The sequence below is a fragment of the Methanocaldococcus lauensis genome, from assembly GCF_902827225.1.
GTDB classification, from domain to species: Archaea; AGJL01; Methanococci; order Methanococcales; family Methanocaldococcaceae; genus Methanocaldococcus; species Methanocaldococcus lauensis.
The window spans coordinates 1,228,889-1,245,320 of record NZ_LR792632.1 but is presented as its reverse complement, the minus strand read 5'-3'; the positions used below and the strand labels follow the sequence as shown (position 1 = coordinate 1,245,320).

The 16,432-nt window shown below is 28.7% G+C and carries 18 protein-coding genes; 15 read left to right on the top strand and 3 right to left on the bottom strand.

From position 1 onward, the window contains the following. Positions 1-10 precede the first annotated feature (10 nt). Positions 11-385 (bottom strand): UPF0058 family protein, encoded by a 375-nt coding sequence (locus tag KMP69_RS06585; protein ID WP_214399656.1) that lies wholly within the window; start codon positions 383-385, stop codon positions 11-13. 101 nt (positions 386-486) lie between these two features. Further along, positions 487-1,824 carry a phosphomannomutase/phosphoglucomutase gene (locus KMP69_RS06580; RefSeq protein WP_214399655.1) on the bottom strand — a complete coding sequence of 446 codons (1,338 nt, stop codon included), beginning with the start codon at positions 1,822-1,824 and terminating at the stop codon, positions 487-489. A 125-nt stretch (positions 1,825-1,949) separates the two neighbouring features. Here KMP69_RS06580 and KMP69_RS06575 point away from each other — a divergent pair, with 125 nt between their 5' ends. Next, positions 1,950-2,771: a 2-amino-3,7-dideoxy-D-threo-hept-6-ulosonate synthase gene (locus KMP69_RS06575; RefSeq protein ID WP_214399654.1), complete on the top strand. Its 822-nt coding sequence runs from the start codon at positions 1,950-1,952 to the stop codon at positions 2,769-2,771. Positions 2,772-2,856: 85 nt separating this feature from the next. Continuing rightward, positions 2,857-3,720 (top strand): AmmeMemoRadiSam system protein B, encoded by an 864-nt coding sequence (amrB, locus tag KMP69_RS06570; RefSeq protein ID WP_214399653.1) that lies wholly within the window; start codon positions 2,857-2,859, stop codon positions 3,718-3,720. Between the two features lie 402 nt (positions 3,721-4,122). On the opposite strand, the gene KMP69_RS06565 is transcribed toward amrB, so the two are convergent. After that, positions 4,123-5,301 carry a TIGR00375 family protein gene (locus tag KMP69_RS06565; RefSeq protein WP_214399652.1) on the bottom strand — a complete coding sequence of 393 codons (1,179 nt, stop codon included), beginning with the start codon at positions 5,299-5,301 and terminating at the stop codon, positions 4,123-4,125. A gap of 88 nt (positions 5,302-5,389) precedes the next feature. On the opposite strand from KMP69_RS06565, the gene KMP69_RS06560 reads away from it, so the two are divergent. From KMP69_RS06560 to KMP69_RS06500, 13 genes are all read left to right on the top strand, one after another. Further along, entirely contained in the window at positions 5,390-6,757 is a 1,368-nt protein-coding gene (locus tag KMP69_RS06560; RefSeq protein ID WP_214399651.1) for a tRNA pseudouridine(54/55) synthase Pus10, read from the top strand. Further along, positions 6,741-7,037, top strand: coding sequence for a 50S ribosomal protein L21e (locus KMP69_RS06555; RefSeq protein ID WP_214399650.1), 297 nt, complete (start codon positions 6,741-6,743; stop codon positions 7,035-7,037). Before KMP69_RS06560 ends, KMP69_RS06555 begins: the two co-directional genes overlap by 17 nt. A 127-nt stretch (positions 7,038-7,164) precedes the next feature. Beyond that, complete coding sequence (locus KMP69_RS06550) at positions 7,165-7,488, top strand: RNA polymerase Rpb4 family protein (protein WP_214399649.1); 324 nt, start codon at positions 7,165-7,167, stop codon at positions 7,486-7,488. A 51-nt stretch (positions 7,489-7,539) separates the two neighbouring features. Further along, positions 7,540-8,181 carry a DUF655 domain-containing protein gene (locus KMP69_RS06545; RefSeq protein WP_214399648.1) on the top strand — a complete coding sequence of 214 codons (642 nt, stop codon included), beginning with the start codon at positions 7,540-7,542 and terminating at the stop codon, positions 8,179-8,181. 626 nt (positions 8,182-8,807) lie between these two features. Continuing rightward, a complete protein-coding gene (gene purB, locus KMP69_RS06540; RefSeq protein ID WP_214399647.1) occupies positions 8,808-10,160 on the top strand; it encodes an adenylosuccinate lyase in 1,353 nt (450 codons plus the stop codon). A gap of 67 nt (positions 10,161-10,227) precedes the next feature. Beyond that, the gene (locus KMP69_RS06535; RefSeq protein WP_214400788.1) at positions 10,228-10,860 is read left to right on the top strand and encodes a cobalt-precorrin-8 methylmutase; all 633 of its coding nucleotides are present in this window, start codon (positions 10,228-10,230) and stop codon (positions 10,858-10,860) included. Positions 10,861-10,874: 14 nt separating this feature from the next. Beyond that, positions 10,875-11,996: a tRNA uracil 4-sulfurtransferase ThiI gene (gene thiI, locus KMP69_RS06530; protein WP_214399646.1), complete on the top strand. Its 1,122-nt coding sequence runs from the start codon at positions 10,875-10,877 to the stop codon at positions 11,994-11,996. A 158-nt stretch (positions 11,997-12,154) separates the two neighbouring features. Further along, a complete protein-coding gene (locus KMP69_RS06525) occupies positions 12,155-12,358 on the top strand; it encodes a histone family protein (protein ID WP_214399645.1) in 204 nt (67 codons plus the stop codon). Positions 12,359-12,489: 131 nt separating this feature from the next. Beyond that, positions 12,490-12,981, top strand: coding sequence for a MogA/MoaB family molybdenum cofactor biosynthesis protein (locus KMP69_RS06520; protein ID WP_214399644.1), 492 nt, complete (start codon positions 12,490-12,492; stop codon positions 12,979-12,981). A 2-nt stretch (positions 12,982-12,983) separates the two neighbouring features. Continuing rightward, on the top strand, positions 12,984-13,754 hold the full coding sequence (locus tag KMP69_RS06515; RefSeq protein ID WP_214399643.1) for a D-aminoacyl-tRNA deacylase: 771 nt from the start codon (positions 12,984-12,986) through the stop codon (positions 13,752-13,754). Between the two features lie 16 nt (positions 13,755-13,770). Continuing rightward, a complete protein-coding gene (gene larB, locus KMP69_RS06510) occupies positions 13,771-14,553 on the top strand; it encodes a nickel pincer cofactor biosynthesis protein LarB (protein ID WP_214399642.1) in 783 nt (260 codons plus the stop codon). A 51-nt stretch (positions 14,554-14,604) separates the two neighbouring features. Continuing rightward, positions 14,605-15,756 carry a DUF2226 domain-containing protein gene (locus KMP69_RS06505; RefSeq protein WP_214399641.1) on the top strand — a complete coding sequence of 384 codons (1,152 nt, stop codon included), beginning with the start codon at positions 14,605-14,607 and terminating at the stop codon, positions 15,754-15,756. A gap of 136 nt (positions 15,757-15,892) precedes the next feature. Further along, entirely contained in the window at positions 15,893-16,429 is a 537-nt protein-coding gene (locus tag KMP69_RS06500) for a roadblock/LC7 domain-containing protein (RefSeq protein ID WP_250543591.1), read from the top strand. Positions 16,430-16,432 lie beyond the last annotated feature (3 nt).

Below are 16,432 nucleotides of genomic sequence, written 5' to 3'. Positions count from 1 at the left end.
ATATTCACCTTTATTCTTTTATTTTTTCTTCATTCTCCTTTTCTATTTTAACATCATCATTTTCTAAGGCACCAATCTTTTTTAATATATCTTCTTTTTTACAAATAATTAAGTGTTTAATAGCATTCTCTTTAAGTTTCTTTGACAAATTTTCTGGCACATTATCTAAATTATTAGCTAAAAATTTAGCTACATAGGCAGATAATAGCAATATTGCCGCCTTTTGCTCATTTTTAAGTCTATGAATATGATGCGGTCTAATATCTAACATTTCATACAATTTAAGTAATTCATCACAATCTTTATTTAAATTATTATCTTCACTAATTTCTTTTACAACATAAACAAAAAATTGATGTAGTTTCATTAACTGTTCTTTGTCCATATTATCACTGATAAAAATAAAATGCAAATGCAATTTTATAGAAAATTTATAATTGAACTTTTACTTTTTAAAGATAATTTTTAATAAATTTAAATAAATTATTACAATAGTTCTCTATTAAATTTCTCAATAAGGTTTTTAATTTCTTCTACCCTCTCCTTCATTATATTTTCATTGTCAGCCTCTAAGTTTAGTCTTAGTAAAGGTTCTGTATTAGATGGTCTTAAATTAAACCAGAAATCTTTACAATAAACTGAAATTCCATCCAATTCTTCAATTTTGCAATTTTTAAAGTGTTCTTTTATTTTTTCCATTATATATTTTTGGTCTCTTACTTTAAAGTTTATTTCACCACTATGCGAATATTGATTATATACTTTATTTAATTCAGATAATTTTTTATTTTCTTCTTCCATAGCCTTTAAAATATAGTTTAAAGCTAATAAAGGACTTTCAAAATATCCAATTTCTTTAAAGTAGAAATGATTACTCAACTCTCCAGCAAATTCTGCATCTATTTCGTGCATTAACTTTTTAATAAAGTAATGCCCTACCCTACTCTTTATTGGTATGCCACCATACATTTTAATAATTTCTGGAACTATTTTGGAGCATCTTAAATCATAGACAATCTTAGATTTTGGCTTTTCTTTTAAAATTTCTTTTGCTATTATTGCAGTTAAAATATCCCCTCTTAATACATCTCCATTTTCATCAACAATTCCTAATCTATCCCCATCTCCATCAAAAATTAATCCTAAATCACAGTTATTTTCTTTAACAGCCTTTATTATATCTTTTAAACATTCCATCTTTAAAGTGTCTGGCTGATGACTTGGAAAATTCCCATCTGGATAGTCATTTATAAAAATAGCATTTTCAAATAATTCTGATAATATTTCTTTTTCAGCAATTGTTGTAGAGCCATTTGCAAAATCAACTGCTATTTTTATATCTGATGAACTACACCTATTTAAAAAAAACTTTTTATAATCTTTTATAATATCTACTCTAAAATCTTCCAAATTTAGATTTTCTGCTTCTAATTTTATCTTATCATTTAACTCATACTCTTTAAATATTGGCTTAATTTCCTCAATTGGAGATATTGGAATAGCGTTTTTATCACACATCTTAAATCCAGTATATTCTGGTGGATTGTGAGAGGCTGTCAATATTACTCCTAAATCATATTTATCCTTAGTTCCAAAATACATTAATGGTGTAGATATTGTTCCAGCATAATACACATTTGAATGTTCCTTTAAACCTACAATAAAGTAAGGTAGTAGTTTTTTAGAACCAATCCTTACATCGTTTCCAACTAATATATTTTTATCTTCATATTTATTTCCTAAGCATTTTCCTAAGGAGTATGCAAATTTTTCATCTAAATCTTTACCATAAACTCCTCTGATATCATACGCCTTAAATACCATCTAATCACCATAAACATAAATTTTAAATATTAATGAGCAACATTTTTCTATGGGTATAACTACTTTTATTTTAATAATATATTAATATATAGGTTAAAACAAAAAACTACTAAAAATGTGATAATATGGAATTATTTGCAGATATTAAAAATCTTGGAAAACTTGTAAGGTTGGAAAGGATTTTCAACAAAAATAGTGAAAGAACAGTAATAGTTCCAATGGATCACGGAGTGTCAAATGGTCCAATTAAGGGATTAATAGATATGAAGAAAACTGTAAATGATGTAGCTGAAGGAGGAGCTAATGCAGTTCTATTACATAAAGGAATTGTTAGACATGGTCATAGAGGCTATGGCAAAGATATTGGATTAATTATTCACCTATCAGCTGGAACTTCAATATCTCCAAATCCATTAAAGAAAGTTATTGTTACAACAGTTGAAGAAGCTATTAGAATGGGAGCAGATGCTGTTTCAGTTCATGTAAATGTAGGTTCAGATGAAGACTGGGAAGCATACAGAGATTTGGGAATGATAGCAGAGACATGTGAATACTGGGGAATGCCTCTAATTGCTATGATGTACCCAAGAGGAAAACATATTAAAAATGAGAGAGATCCTGAATTAGTTGCTCATGCAGCAAGATTAGGGGCGGAGTTAGGAGCAGATATAATTAAAACAAGTTATACAGGAGATATCGATTCATTTAGAAATGTAGTTAAGGGATGTCCAGCTCCAGTAGTAGTTGCAGGAGGTCCAAAAACTAATACTGATGAAGAATTTTTACAAATGATAAAAGATGCCATAGATGCAGGAGCTGTAGGAGTTGCTGTTGGAAGGAATATATTCCAACACGATGATGTCGTAGGGATAACGAGGGCTGTTTGTAAGATTGTCCATGAAAATGCTGATGTTGAAGAGGCTTTAAAAGAGATTAAGAGGAAATAATATTTTTTTAATAATTATCTTTTTATATTTTTTATATTAATATATTAATAAAGATTTTTACTTTCTAAAATATTGGGGGATAAGTATGGTTAATATAAGATATCCCGCAGTTGCTGGTATGTTTTATCCATCTCATCCTGATGAACTTATTGAATTAATTGAACAGTGCTATTTGCATAAGTTTGGACCAAAATCTATGCCAGTTCATGGAAGTTATAAAAAACCTATTGGAATACTTTGTCCTCACGCAGGATATATATACTCTGGTCCAGTAATGGCACATTCATATTATGAACTATCAAAAAGAGTAGACAACCTTGAAAATATTACCGCTGTTATTTTAGGACCTAATCATACTGGTTTAGGTTCAGGAGTTAGTGTAATGGATGGGATTTGGAAAACTCCTTTGGGAGATGTAAAATGTGACGAGGAATTTGTTGAAGAGCTTTGGAGAAAATGTGAAATTGTTGATTTAGATGAAACTGCTCATTTGAATGAGCATTCTATTGAGGTTCAATTGCCATTTTTAAAGCACTTGGAATTGTTAAACATTGCTAAGTTTAAAATAGTTCCAATATGTATGATGTTTCAAGATTATGAAACAGCAGTTGAGGTTGGATATTTTATAGCTAAGATTGCCAAAGAGTTAAATAGAAGAGTTATAATAATTGCCTCTTCAGATCTAAGCCATTATGAACCGCAAGAAATAGCTTCAAAAAAGGATGCTATAGTAATTAAACACATATTGGAAATGAATGAAAAAGACCTATATGAAGATGTTATAAACTATAATATATCAATGTGTGGATATGGACCAGTAATAGCAATGTTAAGAGCTATGAAAATTTTAGGAGCCACAAAATCAGAGTTATTATGTTATTATACTTCTGGGGATATTACTGGAGACTATTCCTCAGTTGTAGGTTATGCATCAGCAATAGTTGAATAAATGTTTATTCTATCCGTTTCTTATTTTCATAGCATTAATAAAATAAATTAATAATAATTTAATTTATGGTAAACTGATAGCTATAGTCTAAAATCAGACCCCAAAGGGAAAAATGATTTTAATTTAAGAGGCATTGCTGAGCGTTAGCGAAGTAATGCATCCCGGGTATCCCAATAGGGCGGAGCCCTATGGGTTTAAAATCAGACCCCAATGGGGAAATAATATTAAATTAAGAGGCATTATCGAGCAAAGCGAGATAATGCATTGGGGATTTGTTCTCTTAATTTTATTTCAGTATCATAAAAATCCATAGATTTCTATATTTACATATATTTTAAAAGTAATAACGACTCTCGGTAAATTCTAAAATTTTTGTTACAAAATAATAAAAAATTTTTAACTCTATTTTAGCCATCTATCTAATGTTATCTCCTCCTTATACCAATTAATTTTTTGTGGTTTGAATGATATTTTACCATATTCTCCACCGCCACCTGGATAGATATATATTCTTCCCTCTCTAAACCTCTTTATAGTTTCAGCCACTTTTGGGTTAATTTTAGATAATTCCTCAATATTTGCATTTATCAATACTTCTATCTCATTACCATATTTTTTAATAAATTCTTCCCATAAACTTTGAACAGTTTTTGTAAATATTCCTTTGTTGAGAGTCAAACTTACAATCTCTGCCAATGGAATTATTCTATAATATGGAGGTCTAAATTTAGGATGTTCTATTTTTCCATCACTTAACTCTTCAACCCTACTTAAAACTCCTTTCTTTATACATCCTCCACATTTTGGGCATTTCCAATGGTATTTTTTAGCATCCTCCAACTTAAACCTTGTATGGCATTTAGAACAGGCAGTTAAATGATACTTTCCTAATTTTGGGTCTAATCCATAATTTGCTAAAATTTTGTTGTGAGTTATAGCTTTCTTTATTTCTTCAAAGTTATCTTCAACTCCACCTATATAATCAACCTCTATTTGATTAAATTCTCTACCCAATCTGTGTGGATGATAGGAATGAGCATCTGAATTTGACAAAAATGGCAAATCTCTAAGTTCAGGAACCATATCTGCCATATCAGTATCTGCCGATAAACCGAGTTCAACAAAATCTGGTTTTTTTTCATAACACTCATATATTGAATTAAATGACTTATAAACTGATGTCCACGGCGTAAAAGAATGTGCAGGTCCTATCAAACCACCAATTTCTTTAACAATCTCTAATAACTCTTTTCCGCCAATATTTACTTTAGGTCTACCTTCTGTGTCAATATTCTTAGAGAATTTTTTTAAACTTTCTCTAAGTTCTTCTGCCTTACTTATTGAAGGTAGTAAAATGAGATGATGAACTCTATCTTTATCTTCAATTTCAGTTGTTAAAATTAGTTCTCTGTCTTTATACTCTTTTATCTCCTTTAAATACTCTGGATGTGTGCAATCACCAGTTCCAATAATGTTTAATCCTTTCAACTTTCCATACTTTAATATATTCTCTATATTCATATCTTTTGATGTTCCTCCAGAAAATCTTGAATGTATGTGTAAATCCACATTAGCAATCATATTATCACCTTAAATAATATAATTTAAATTTTTATAAAATTAGAATTTAATAAATCAACACAACTATAAAACTACATAGGGCGAGATTATGGAAATTATAAATTATGAAATATTAAAAAAGTATCCACTCTGTGATAGATGTTTTGGAAGATTATATGCTAAGTTGTTACATGCAACAAACATTGAGAGAGGTAGAGCTTTAAAATTATACAAGGCCTTAGAACTTGAAGCAAAAATAAAGAAAGCTAAGGAGGAAGGAATTGACTATAAAGAAGAGTTAGAATTATTAAAAGTTTTAGTAAGAAGTGGTTTTAATAAAATAAGGTTGAAAGAAGTTTTAGATGAAAATATAGAAAAGGAAAACTGCCCTTGGTGTAGGAATATATTTGATAAACAAAAAATTGATAGGTTATTAAATAAAACTATTGAACTTTTGAAAGATTACGATTTTGATACTTTTTTAATTGGAACTCACATTCCTAATGAAATTAAAGAACTTGAAAAAGAGATTGAAACAGAGTTTATGGAAAGTATAAAACAAGAATTTGGTAGAGAGTTTGGTAAATTATTGGCGGTTAAATTAAACAAAATGCCAAATAAGGAGTATCCAGACATAGTTGTTCATATAAATCCATATACTGAAGAGATTTATTTGCAGGTTAATCCATTATTTATAAAAGGTAGATACAGGAAATTAGTTAGAGGGATTCCACAAACAAGATGGCCGTGTAGAAAGTGTAGAGGAAAAGGTTGCGAAGTTTGTAATTACACAGGGAAGAAATATCCAATATCTGTGGAGGAAATCGTTGCAAAACCATTCTTAGAGGCAACAAAAGGAACCGATGCAAAATTTCATGGTGCAGGAAGAGAAGATATAGATGTTAGGATGCTTGGAGATGGGCGACCTTTTGTCTTAGAAATTAAAGAACCAAAAATAAGAAAAATTGATTTAAATAAAATTGCTGAAGAGGTTAATAAAGATGGAAGAGTTGAGATTTTAAATTTAGAATTTGGTAAAAGAGAGGATAAAGTTTTAATAAAAAATACTCCTCATAAAAAGACATATAGAGCATTAGTTGAATGTTCTGAAAAAATAAATGAGGAAGAATTAAAACTCCTTGAAAAAGAACTTGAAAATAGAACCATATATCAAAAAACTCCTAAAAGGGTTTTGCATAGAAGGGCTGATTTGGTAAGAATCCGTAAGGTATATAAAGTTAAAGTTAATAAAGTAGATGACAATCATTTTGAGATGATTATATATTGCGATGGTGGATTATATATTAAGGAATTAATTAGTGGAGATGATGGAAGAACAAATCCATCAGTCTCATCTATATTAAATAAACAATGTATTTGTAAAGAGTTGGATGTTTTAAAAGTTCATGATGATGAAAACAATGAAAAAATTAATATAAATAATATAGAGGGTGGAAACAATGGTAGAAATGAGTGAAGGATTTAGAAGAAAAACAAGAAAGAAGTTATCAAAACATCCAAGAGAAAGAGGTTTATATCCAATAACAAGAGCTTTAAAGGAGTATAAGGAGGGAGATTATGTCCATATTGTTATAGATCCATCAGTCCATAAAGGAATGCCTCACCCAAGATTCCACGGAAGAACAGGAATTGTTGTTGGAAAACAAGGTAGAGCGTTTATTGTAAAAGTTAGAGATGGAGGAAAATACAAACATATAATTGCCTATCCACAGCACTTAAGACCAGCAACCGCATAAATTTTAAAAATTTAAACAAATTATTTTTGATTTTTTAATAGTAATATCTTTACATTTTTATATTTTTAGTTGTCGTCGTTTTGTTTTTGTAATTTATTATATTGATATTTTAAAAAAGAGGGAGAGAATGATTGGTAAAAAAATTTTAAGAGAGAGATATGTAACGATCTCTGAGGCATTAGAAATTATGAATGAAAGGGCACAAATTGGAGAACTGTCTTATGAACAAGGATGTGCATTAGATTATTTACAAAAATTTACTAAGTTAGATAAAGAGGCCGCAAAAAAATTAGTTGAAGAATTAAAATCATTAGGAGTAGATGAAAAGACAGCAGTGAAAATAGCAGATATTTTACCTGAAGATATAGATGATTTGAAGGCAATATACTACAAAAGAGACCTTCCAGAAAATGCTGAAGAAATTCTAAACACTGTTAAAAAATACCTTTAATTTTTTTATTGCAAATTTTAATTCATAGATTTAAATAAAGGGTGAAATTTTATGGTTAGAGGACAATATAAAAAAGAAATGAGATTTCCTAAAAAAAACAAGCCACAAAAATTTGAAAACTATGCATGGGTTTTAGATTATCTACCTTATGGTTATCCAGATAAACCTGACGAGCCTATTGTTCAAGGACTTGGCGAATATCAATTTTTATTAATGGAGATGATTCCAAAGCCTGATGTTGATATTCAATTGGGTGAAAGAGTCTATATTGGTAGAGGAAAAAGAGACAAAATAGACCATGTAAGAAGAATGATAAAATATGATCATTTAACACCAACTGCTAAGGCAGAACTATTATATGTTATTATGGAAGCTGTAAAGATGCAGGAACCAAGATTTATAAGATTTTTAAATGAATGCCCGCCAATTACTACAAAATTACATACATTGGAGCTATTACCTGAAATTAAGACAAAATACATGTGGAAAATAATTGAAGAGAGAGAAGCAAAAAAATTTGAAAGTTTTGAAGATTTTAAGGAAAGAGTGGGTAAAGACCCTATAAGAATTATAGCTAAAAGAATAGAAAAAGAACTGTCAGATGATAAAAAAGATAAATATTACTTATTTGTAAAGTGGAAAAAGGGAATAATATTGGATGAAAAAAATATGGCATATTATTTAAAAGAATGATGTCTTCCAGCCTAAAGTGGAGGTTTTTTAGAAGAGCGAAGAAATAATCCTCACTTCCCATGGGTTGCCAAACCCTCTATTCCTGTCCATCTCAGGATTCGAGACTACGCTAAGATACATTCCATAATTTTGATGAGGAATAAGTTAAATGGTTTAAGATAATCCATTGTTCGTCAGTTAATTTTCTCGTTAGATTTATCGTTAAAACTCTCGTTACTCCCAACTTAGACACCTTTCTGGCTGTCTATAGATGGTAGAATTTCTTTGGTGGAGATTTCAACTCCATAATAATATTATATAGGACTATATCCATAAAATAAGTCTCTATCCTCCTCCCCTATCTCCTTGCTTCGCATGGAGATTAATGAAATCTGAAAGTTTTCATCTGAATTCATTAAAGCAGAGTTCCTTAGCATCAATTTATAGTAAAATAACATATTATATGTTTATTGGTGGTTTACATTCCTTTTTCCTATTTGTTTCATTCTAAACAGTCTAATTTTACACCTATGGGAGACTCTACCTCTATGGTTATTTAACCAAAGAGAAAATAAAAACTAAAAAATATTAATGGAATATACCAATTGAAGAATTCTCTGTGGAATAAAACAATTGTTGGTGAAAAAATGGCAGTACATCCAATTGATTATAGATATGGTACTCCAGAAATGAGAAGAATTTGGGAAGAAGAAAACAAATTAGAAAAAATGTTAAAAGTTGAAGCAGCATTAGCAAAGGCTCAAGCAGAACTTGGTTTAATTCCAAAAGAAGCGGCAGAGGAAATAAATAGAAAGGCATCTACAAAATATGTAAAGTTAGAAAGAGTTAAAGAAATTGAAAAAGAAACAAAGCACGATGTTGTAGCGATAATTAGAGCATTGGCAGAGGTTTGCGAAGGAAATGCTGGAGAGTATATACACTTTGGAGCTACATCAAATGATATTGTAGATACTGCCAATTCTTTACTAATAAAAGAGTCTATAGAAATTATAGAAAAAAAATTAAAGGAGTTAAGAGATATTTTACTAAATAAGGCAGAAGAGCATAAATATACAGTCTGCGTTGGTAGAACTCATGGACAGCATGCAATTCCAACAACTTATGGTATGAGATTTGCTTTATGGGCTGCTGAGATTGACAGACACTTAGAGAGGTTAAATGAGGCTAAGAAAAGAATATGCGTTTCTATGATAACTGGGGCAGTAGGAACAATGGCTGCAATGGGAGATAAAGGTTTAGAAGTCCATAAGAGAGTTGCAGAAATCTTGGGCCTAGAGCCAGTTTTAATTTCAAATCAGGTTATACAGAGAGATAGACATGCTGAATTTGTATTTTTATTAGCTTTAATTGCTCAAACTTTAAATAAAATTGGAGTTACAGTTAGAAACATGCAAAGAACTGAGATAGGAGAATTAGAGGAAGAATTTGACCCAACAAAGCAGACAGGTTCATCGACAATGCCACATAAAAGAAACCCCATAACTTTTGAACAAATTTGTGGTTTATCAAGGGTTATAAAATCCTTATGTATTGCAGAAATGGACAATATTCCTTTATGGGAAGAGAGAGATTTAACAAATTCATCATCTGAAAGATGCATATTTGCAGAGGTTTGCGTTTTGACAGATCACACTTTAACATTAGCAATTAAAGGAATTAAAAAACTAAAAGTTAATATAAAAAATGTTGAGAAAAACTTGGAATTAACAAAAGGGCTAATAATGGCTGAGAGAATAATGATTGAGTTAGCTAAAAGAGGAATGGGAAGGCAGACAGCTCATGAAGTCGTTAGAAGATGTGCGATGAAGGCGTATGAAGAAGATAGACATTTAAAAGAGGTATTATTAGAGGATGAGGATGTTATGAAGTATTTAACAAAAGAAGAAATAGAAAAATTGATGGATCCAAAAACATATATTGGATTGGCTCCAGAAATTGTAGATAACGTTATAAAAACTTTAAGAAATAAAGAATATTAAATAAATTTTTCCATTATTTTATTTTCAATCTATTTTTTACTTTTTAATGGTGGTTATTGTGGATTTTATGGGGGCAATATCAAAAGATGGCTTAAACATTGCTAATAAATCAAGAGAAATCGTTAGAAAAAAAATAAAAGAAGTTTTAGGAGATAAAATAAATCAATTTAATGAGAAAGAATTAGGAATTATTGAGAGGGTAGTTCATGCTACTGCAGATCCAGAATACGCAAAACTTTTAGTTTTTAAAAATAATCCAATAGAGAGTGGAATTAAAGCAATAAAAAACAAAACTCCAATAGTTACTGATGTGAATATGATTAAAGTTGGAATAAGGTATGATAATGTTCATTGCTATATAGATCATCCAAAAGTTTATGATGTTGCTAAAAAAGAAGGAATTACAAGGGCTATGGCATCAATGAGGTTTGCCAAAGATTTAATAGATGGAGGAATTGTTGTTATAGGAAATTCTCCAACTGCACTATTTGAAGTAATAAGATTAATTAAAGAGGAAAATATAAAGCCAAAATTAGTTATTGGCGTTCCTGTTGGTTTTGTCCAAGCGTCAGAATCTAAGGAAAATCTTAGGAAGTTAGATATTCCAAATATAACAACTATAGGCCCAAAAGGAGGAACTCCTGTGGCAGTTTCTATAATAAATGGAATAATTGCATACGCAAAAGATGAGAGGGCTTAATTTTAGGTGAAATTATGGAAATCTTAGTTAGATATGGGGAGATTGGATTAAAATCTGAAGTTATAAGAAAAAATTTAATAGAAATTTTAAGAAAAAACATTATAAAATTATTTAGAAAGTATGAAATTGATGTAGATGTTAAAATACTGCATTGGAGATTGTTAGTTAAAGTAAATACAAAAGGTAAGGAGGAATTAGCAATAAAATTATTAAAAAAAGTTCCGGGCATTGTTTCATATAGCCCTGTTTATGTGTGTCCTTTAAACATTAACGAAATTGTTAATTATGCAGTTCAAATAATAAGGAAGAAATTAAAAGAGATTAATAAAGAAAAAATAACCTTTGCTGTTAAAACTAAGAGAAGTAACAAAAGTTTTCCATACACATCTCCAGAAGTTAATAGAATAGTTGGAGAGGCAATAGTCGAAAAACTTGGATTGGAAGTAGATCTAACTAATCCAGACATTGTTTTAGGAATTGAGATTTTAAAAGATAATGCCTATTTATTTACAGAAAAGTATGAAGGATTTGGAGGATTGCCAGTAGGTAGTCAAGGAAAAGTTTTATGTTTAATCTCTGATGGTATAGACAGTCCAGTAGCGGCATTTATGATGATTAGAAGAGGTTGTAATGTAGTATTATTACACTTGAAGATGAATGAAGAATCTTTAAACAAAGTTAGAAAAATTGTCGAGGTTTTAAGTGATTACGACACTCAATTAGAATTTGTTGTCTATGACTACAAAAAAGACATTGAAGATATAGTAGAAAAGTTAAAGAGCATTAAAAAGGAAAACTATACATGCATATTTTGTAAAAGAAAGATGTTAAAAATTGCAGAAAAGTATGCTAAATACTTAGGTTGCAATGCTATAGTTACTGGAGATAATTTAGGACAAGTAGCTTCACAAACATTAAAAAACCTTAAAGTTATTGATGATGTAATAAATTATTTAACTTTGAGACCTTTAATTGGTTTTGATAAAGATGATATTGTAAAAATTGCCAAAGATATTGAAACTTATGATATATCAACTGAAAAAGAAATAAAATGTCCTTATCTCCCAAAGCATCCAAAAACTATTGCTAAAATAGAAGAAATTAAAAAAATTAAAGAGAAGGTTAAACTTATATAAACATATCTAAATTCTTAAAGAATTAGATTATTTAAACAATTTGTAAAATCACTAAAGAAGTATTATAATGTCATCCCTTTTCCAATAGTCACCATAAACCGAAAATTTTAAATACTGCAAATTTAATAAAAACTCTTATAAAATTTTGAGGTGATATAATGGGAGAGTTACCAGTAGCACCATTTGAAAGAATATTGAAGAAGGCAGGAGCAGAGAGAGTAAGTAGAGCTGCTGCAGAATACTTGGCAGAGGCTGTTGAAGAAATTGCTTTAGAAATCGCAAGAGAGGCAGTTGATTTAGCTAAGCATGCTAAGAGAAAAACCGTTAAAGTCGAAGATATTAAATTGGCATTAAAAAAATAAGAAAATAATTTTTGTTTTTTAATATTTTATTTCTTTTTAATTTTTTCTTATTATTTATTATGTTTTTGCTATATTTTTATGCTCCATTATATTTGTATATTTGCATAATTTATTAGTAGTATGGTGAAACTATGCATAAAAGAATTGAAAATATAAAATATGCTGTAGTTACAGTAAGTGATAGTAGATATAATAATTTAATTATGGGCAAAGATGTAAGTGATGTATCTGGAAATTTATTAAAAAAAGAGTTAAACGCTGAAATATACACTATAATCCCAGACAATAAAAATATGATTAAGGGAATAATTGAACATATTACTGAATCGTTTGATGTAGATTGTATCGTTTTAACTGGTGGAACAGGAATAGCGAAGAGAGATGTTACTGTTGATGCTCTAAAAGAAATTATAGAAAAAGAAATTGATGGCTTTAAAATTTTATTTCAAAAGTTAAGTTATGAAGAAGTAGGATTTTCATCTATGCTATCAAGGGCGATGGCTGGAATTTATAAAGGAAAAATTATATATGCACTTCCTGGTTCAGTAAATGCCTGTAAAACTGCATTAAAAATAATAAAAGAAGAAACTGGGCATATATTGGGACATATAAGAGAGGGATAACTATGAAATTTTTATTAATATCTTCAAATAAAGATTTGGCAAGTAAAAACATAGCCAGTCATTTAAAAGAGTATTTTGATATTTTTGAAACTGATAAAGAGTTGTTGGAATTAAAAAGTTCAGATTTGGAGGATGCTGATTACTACATATTTTTATCAAAGCATAGAAGTAAAGCAAATCAGCCATCTCTAACAGTCCATACTCCAGGAAATTTAACAGAAAATAATGATTTTGGTGGAAATCCTAAAGAAGTTTGTCCATGTGATGCTATTTTAAACACACTTTTATTGAAAAATATTTACAAAAACTACAATATATATTATGAAAATAATAAAATCTCTAAATTTGATGTCTCTTTTGAAGTAGTCCATCACTCACCAACTGATTTAAATGCCCCAACAGTATTTGTTGAAATAGGTAGTAGTGAAAAAGAATGGGTTTTAAAGGAGGCTGGGGAAATTATAGCCAAGTCAGTTTTAGAAACTATTGAGATGATAAAAAATAGAGATTATGAAGATAGATTAAAAGTCATAGGATTTGGTGGAGGACATTATGCTCCTAAATTTACAAAACTTGCCTTAGAGTATGATAAATATTACTTCGGCTACTTGATTCCAAAGTATGCATCAGTTTCCGAAGATGTCTTAAATCAACTTGTTAATAAAATGGAAGTAGATAAGGTTCTTATAGATTGGAAAGGTTGTAGAGGAGAAGATAAAAAAAGATATATGGAATTCTTTAAAAATAAAGGAATAGATGTTGAAAGAGTTTAATTTTGAGGGATTTAACATGGGTTTAGATTTAAGACAGCTACTTTTAGATTTTAAAAATGGTAAAATAAGTTTGGAAGATGTTGAAAAACAAATAAAACTTAACTATTTTGAAGAAATTGAAAACTCATTAAAGCTAGATGTTAATAGGAAGTATAGAACAGGAGTTCCAGAGGTTGTTTATGGAAAAGGCAAAGAAATTAATGAAATAATAGGGGCAGTATTAAAACTTGCTGAAAAAAATGGGATTGCATTAGCAACAAAAATAGATAATATAGAAAAACTTAGTGACGAAATTAGGAAATATGATTTAAAAAACTATCACATAAAGATTAATAAAAAGGCTAAAACATTAATAATAAAAGATAAAAACTATACTATAAAAAAAATAGGTAAGGTTGGAGTAATAACCGCTGGAACTTCTGATATTCCTATAGCTGAAGAAGCTAAAGAAACCTTAGAAGTAATGGGAGTTGAGGTAATAATATCTTATGATGTAGGCATTGCTGGAATTCATAGATTATTTCCAACATTAAAAAGAATGATTAATAATGAAGTTTGCTGTATTATAGTTGTTGCTGGAATGGAAGGGGCTCTTCCCTCTATAGTATCTTCTTTAGTAGATATTCCAGTTATTGGAGTTCCTACATCAACATCTTATGGAATAAAAATTACTCCTCTATTAACTATGCTTCACACGTGCTCTCCAGGGTTGGCAGTTGTTAATATAGACAATGGTTTTGGAGCAGGAGTTTTTGCAGGTTTAATTGCTAAAATTATTTATGAAAAATCTATAATATAAGGTTTGTTATAATTATTAATTATATATAGTAACTTTAAATAGAGGGAAATCATGATAAAAATAGTAGAAGGTGAATATATAAAAACACTAACTGATGGAAATTTAGAAGATCTTGTAAAAGAGTTGGATAGAGGATATATTCTTGTTATGCTAAAAGAAAATAATAAGTTACATGAAGGTTACATTTTTGTAGAAGACGGAGAAATAATTGGTTATTACTATACTGATAATCTTATGGAGGAAGTTTTTGGAACTGAAGGAAAAGTTAAAGTTTTAGAACTTTTAAATAAAGAAAATAAAGTTATTGAAATTTATAAATATAATAAAGATAAATTAAATTTAATGAAGTGGTTATGTCCAGAAATATTTGTAAAAAAAGATGACAAAAATAAAAAAGAAAAAAGTGATCATAAGGAAGAAAAATATATACAAACAAAAATAACTATACCATTGGGTAACTTTATTGCAGCAAATGTTAGAGATTTTGAAAAATATTTGGAAGAAAATAAATATATTCTTATATATGTATACAGGAAAGTTAATAATAATTTTGAAACTGGATATGTAATATACTATGGAAATAAACCATTAGCTGCTGCGTATGAATCTAAAAATGGCGTTTTATTTGGTAAAGAAGCTTGCTATAAAATAGGATCATTATTAAATGATGAAAATTCAGTAATTGAAGTTTATGAATATGATGAGAAAAAAGTAAATGTCCTATTAGAAGAGTATCCAAATATGAAAATTGATAATGAATTAAAAGAAGATGTTATCGAAGAAAAAACTGATAATGTGGAGTCAATATCATTAAGCTATGAAGAGAATGTAGATATATCTAGAGAAGAATTACTAAAAAAATTGGGAATATCTGAGCCAGATGACAGCTGGATTGAAGCAGTAATTGAAGATTTAATAAAACCTAATAATGAAGAGCTACAAGAATTAAAAGAAATAATTGAAAAAGAAATGATTGAAAAAATTAAAAATATTGATGGAGTTGAAGATATTAAACCTGAGATAAATCTCAAATGGGAAAATGGAAGATACTTAATATATGGCGATATTAATGTGAAAAGAAAGAAAATTTTAGGAATTATTAAAAAAAATGTAGATCCTTCCCTAATTAAATTTGAAATTGATAATGTTATTAAGAAACATTTAGCAAAATATACATCTAGGATATCAATTAACATTGAGTAATTATATTTATATATAATCATTGATATAATTTTAATATGTTATAAATTTATATATAATTGTTTATAATCAATAATAAAAACAAATATTAAGAGGTCTGAATATGGAGGGTATGATAATATTTTTACTTCTTTTTATAGTGGGAGTACTTAAAGGAGTAGGAATTTATATGTATAGAGAGCGTGAAAAAAGAAAAACATATAAACTTATTGAAATGGAAATTATTGAAAATCTTAAAGAATTAAAAACTTATATGGATACAGAAAATAAAGAATTCTCTAAAGAGTTTGATTTAGTAGAAATTGCTTTAACATATGATGTAGGGGATATTATTGTTGTTAATAACGAGGGATTAATTATTGCTTCTACATTAAAAGATGCTGAAAATGCAGGAGCAGTATGTCTTGGAATATTCGAATATGTCAAAAAATTTTACAACGATATTAGAAAAATAATATTACAAAGAAAAGATAAATATATCTATATATATCCTATAAAACTATGTGGTGAGATGATATACATTATAATAGAGTCAAAAGTTATGCTTGAAATAGTTGATGAAAAAGAAATCCTTAAAAAAACATGTAATGTACTTAAAAAATATTTCTCAGATTTTAAAACAATAGACTATCCAGAAAAGGAATCTTATAGTGAAAATATGTTAATAACAAGTTAAATA

Excerpts from the sequence above, each read along its gene's own strand:
- KMP69_RS06555 (WP_214399650.1), top strand. The coding sequence starts at position 6,741 with ATGGTAGAAATGAGTGAAGGATTTAGAAGAAAAACAAGAAAGAAGTTA.
- KMP69_RS06580 (WP_214399655.1), bottom strand. The coding sequence starts at position 1,824 with ATGGTATTTAAGGCGTATGATATCAGAGGAGTTTATGGTAAAGATTTA.
- KMP69_RS06565 (WP_214399652.1), bottom strand. The coding sequence starts at position 5,301 with ATGATTGCTAATGTGGATTTACACATACATTCAAGATTTTCTGGAGGA.
- KMP69_RS06515 (WP_214399643.1), top strand. The coding sequence starts at position 12,984 with ATGAAATTTTTATTAATATCTTCAAATAAAGATTTGGCAAGTAAAAAC.
- larB (WP_214399642.1), top strand. The coding sequence starts at position 13,771 with ATGGGTTTAGATTTAAGACAGCTACTTTTAGATTTTAAAAATGGTAAA.
- KMP69_RS06525 (WP_214399645.1), top strand. The coding sequence starts at position 12,155 with ATGGGAGAGTTACCAGTAGCACCATTTGAAAGAATATTGAAGAAGGCA.
- amrB (WP_214399653.1), top strand. The coding sequence starts at position 2,857 with ATGGTTAATATAAGATATCCCGCAGTTGCTGGTATGTTTTATCCATCT.
- KMP69_RS06585 (WP_214399656.1), bottom strand. The coding sequence starts at position 385 with ATGGACAAAGAACAGTTAATGAAACTACATCAATTTTTTGTTTATGTT.
- KMP69_RS06545 (WP_214399648.1), top strand. The coding sequence starts at position 7,540 with ATGGTTAGAGGACAATATAAAAAAGAAATGAGATTTCCTAAAAAAAAC.
- KMP69_RS06560 (WP_214399651.1), top strand. The coding sequence starts at position 5,390 with ATGGAAATTATAAATTATGAAATATTAAAAAAGTATCCACTCTGTGAT.
- purB (WP_214399647.1), top strand. The coding sequence starts at position 8,808 with ATGGCAGTACATCCAATTGATTATAGATATGGTACTCCAGAAATGAGA.
- KMP69_RS06535 (WP_214400788.1), top strand. The coding sequence starts at position 10,228 with ATGGGGGCAATATCAAAAGATGGCTTAAACATTGCTAATAAATCAAGA.
- KMP69_RS06575 (WP_214399654.1), top strand. The coding sequence starts at position 1,950 with ATGGAATTATTTGCAGATATTAAAAATCTTGGAAAACTTGTAAGGTTG.
- KMP69_RS06550 (WP_214399649.1), top strand. The coding sequence starts at position 7,165 with ATGATTGGTAAAAAAATTTTAAGAGAGAGATATGTAACGATCTCTGAG.
- KMP69_RS06505 (WP_214399641.1), top strand. The coding sequence starts at position 14,605 with ATGATAAAAATAGTAGAAGGTGAATATATAAAAACACTAACTGATGGA.
- thiI (WP_214399646.1), top strand. The coding sequence starts at position 10,875 with ATGGAAATCTTAGTTAGATATGGGGAGATTGGATTAAAATCTGAAGTT.
- KMP69_RS06520 (WP_214399644.1), top strand. The coding sequence starts at position 12,490 with ATGCATAAAAGAATTGAAAATATAAAATATGCTGTAGTTACAGTAAGT.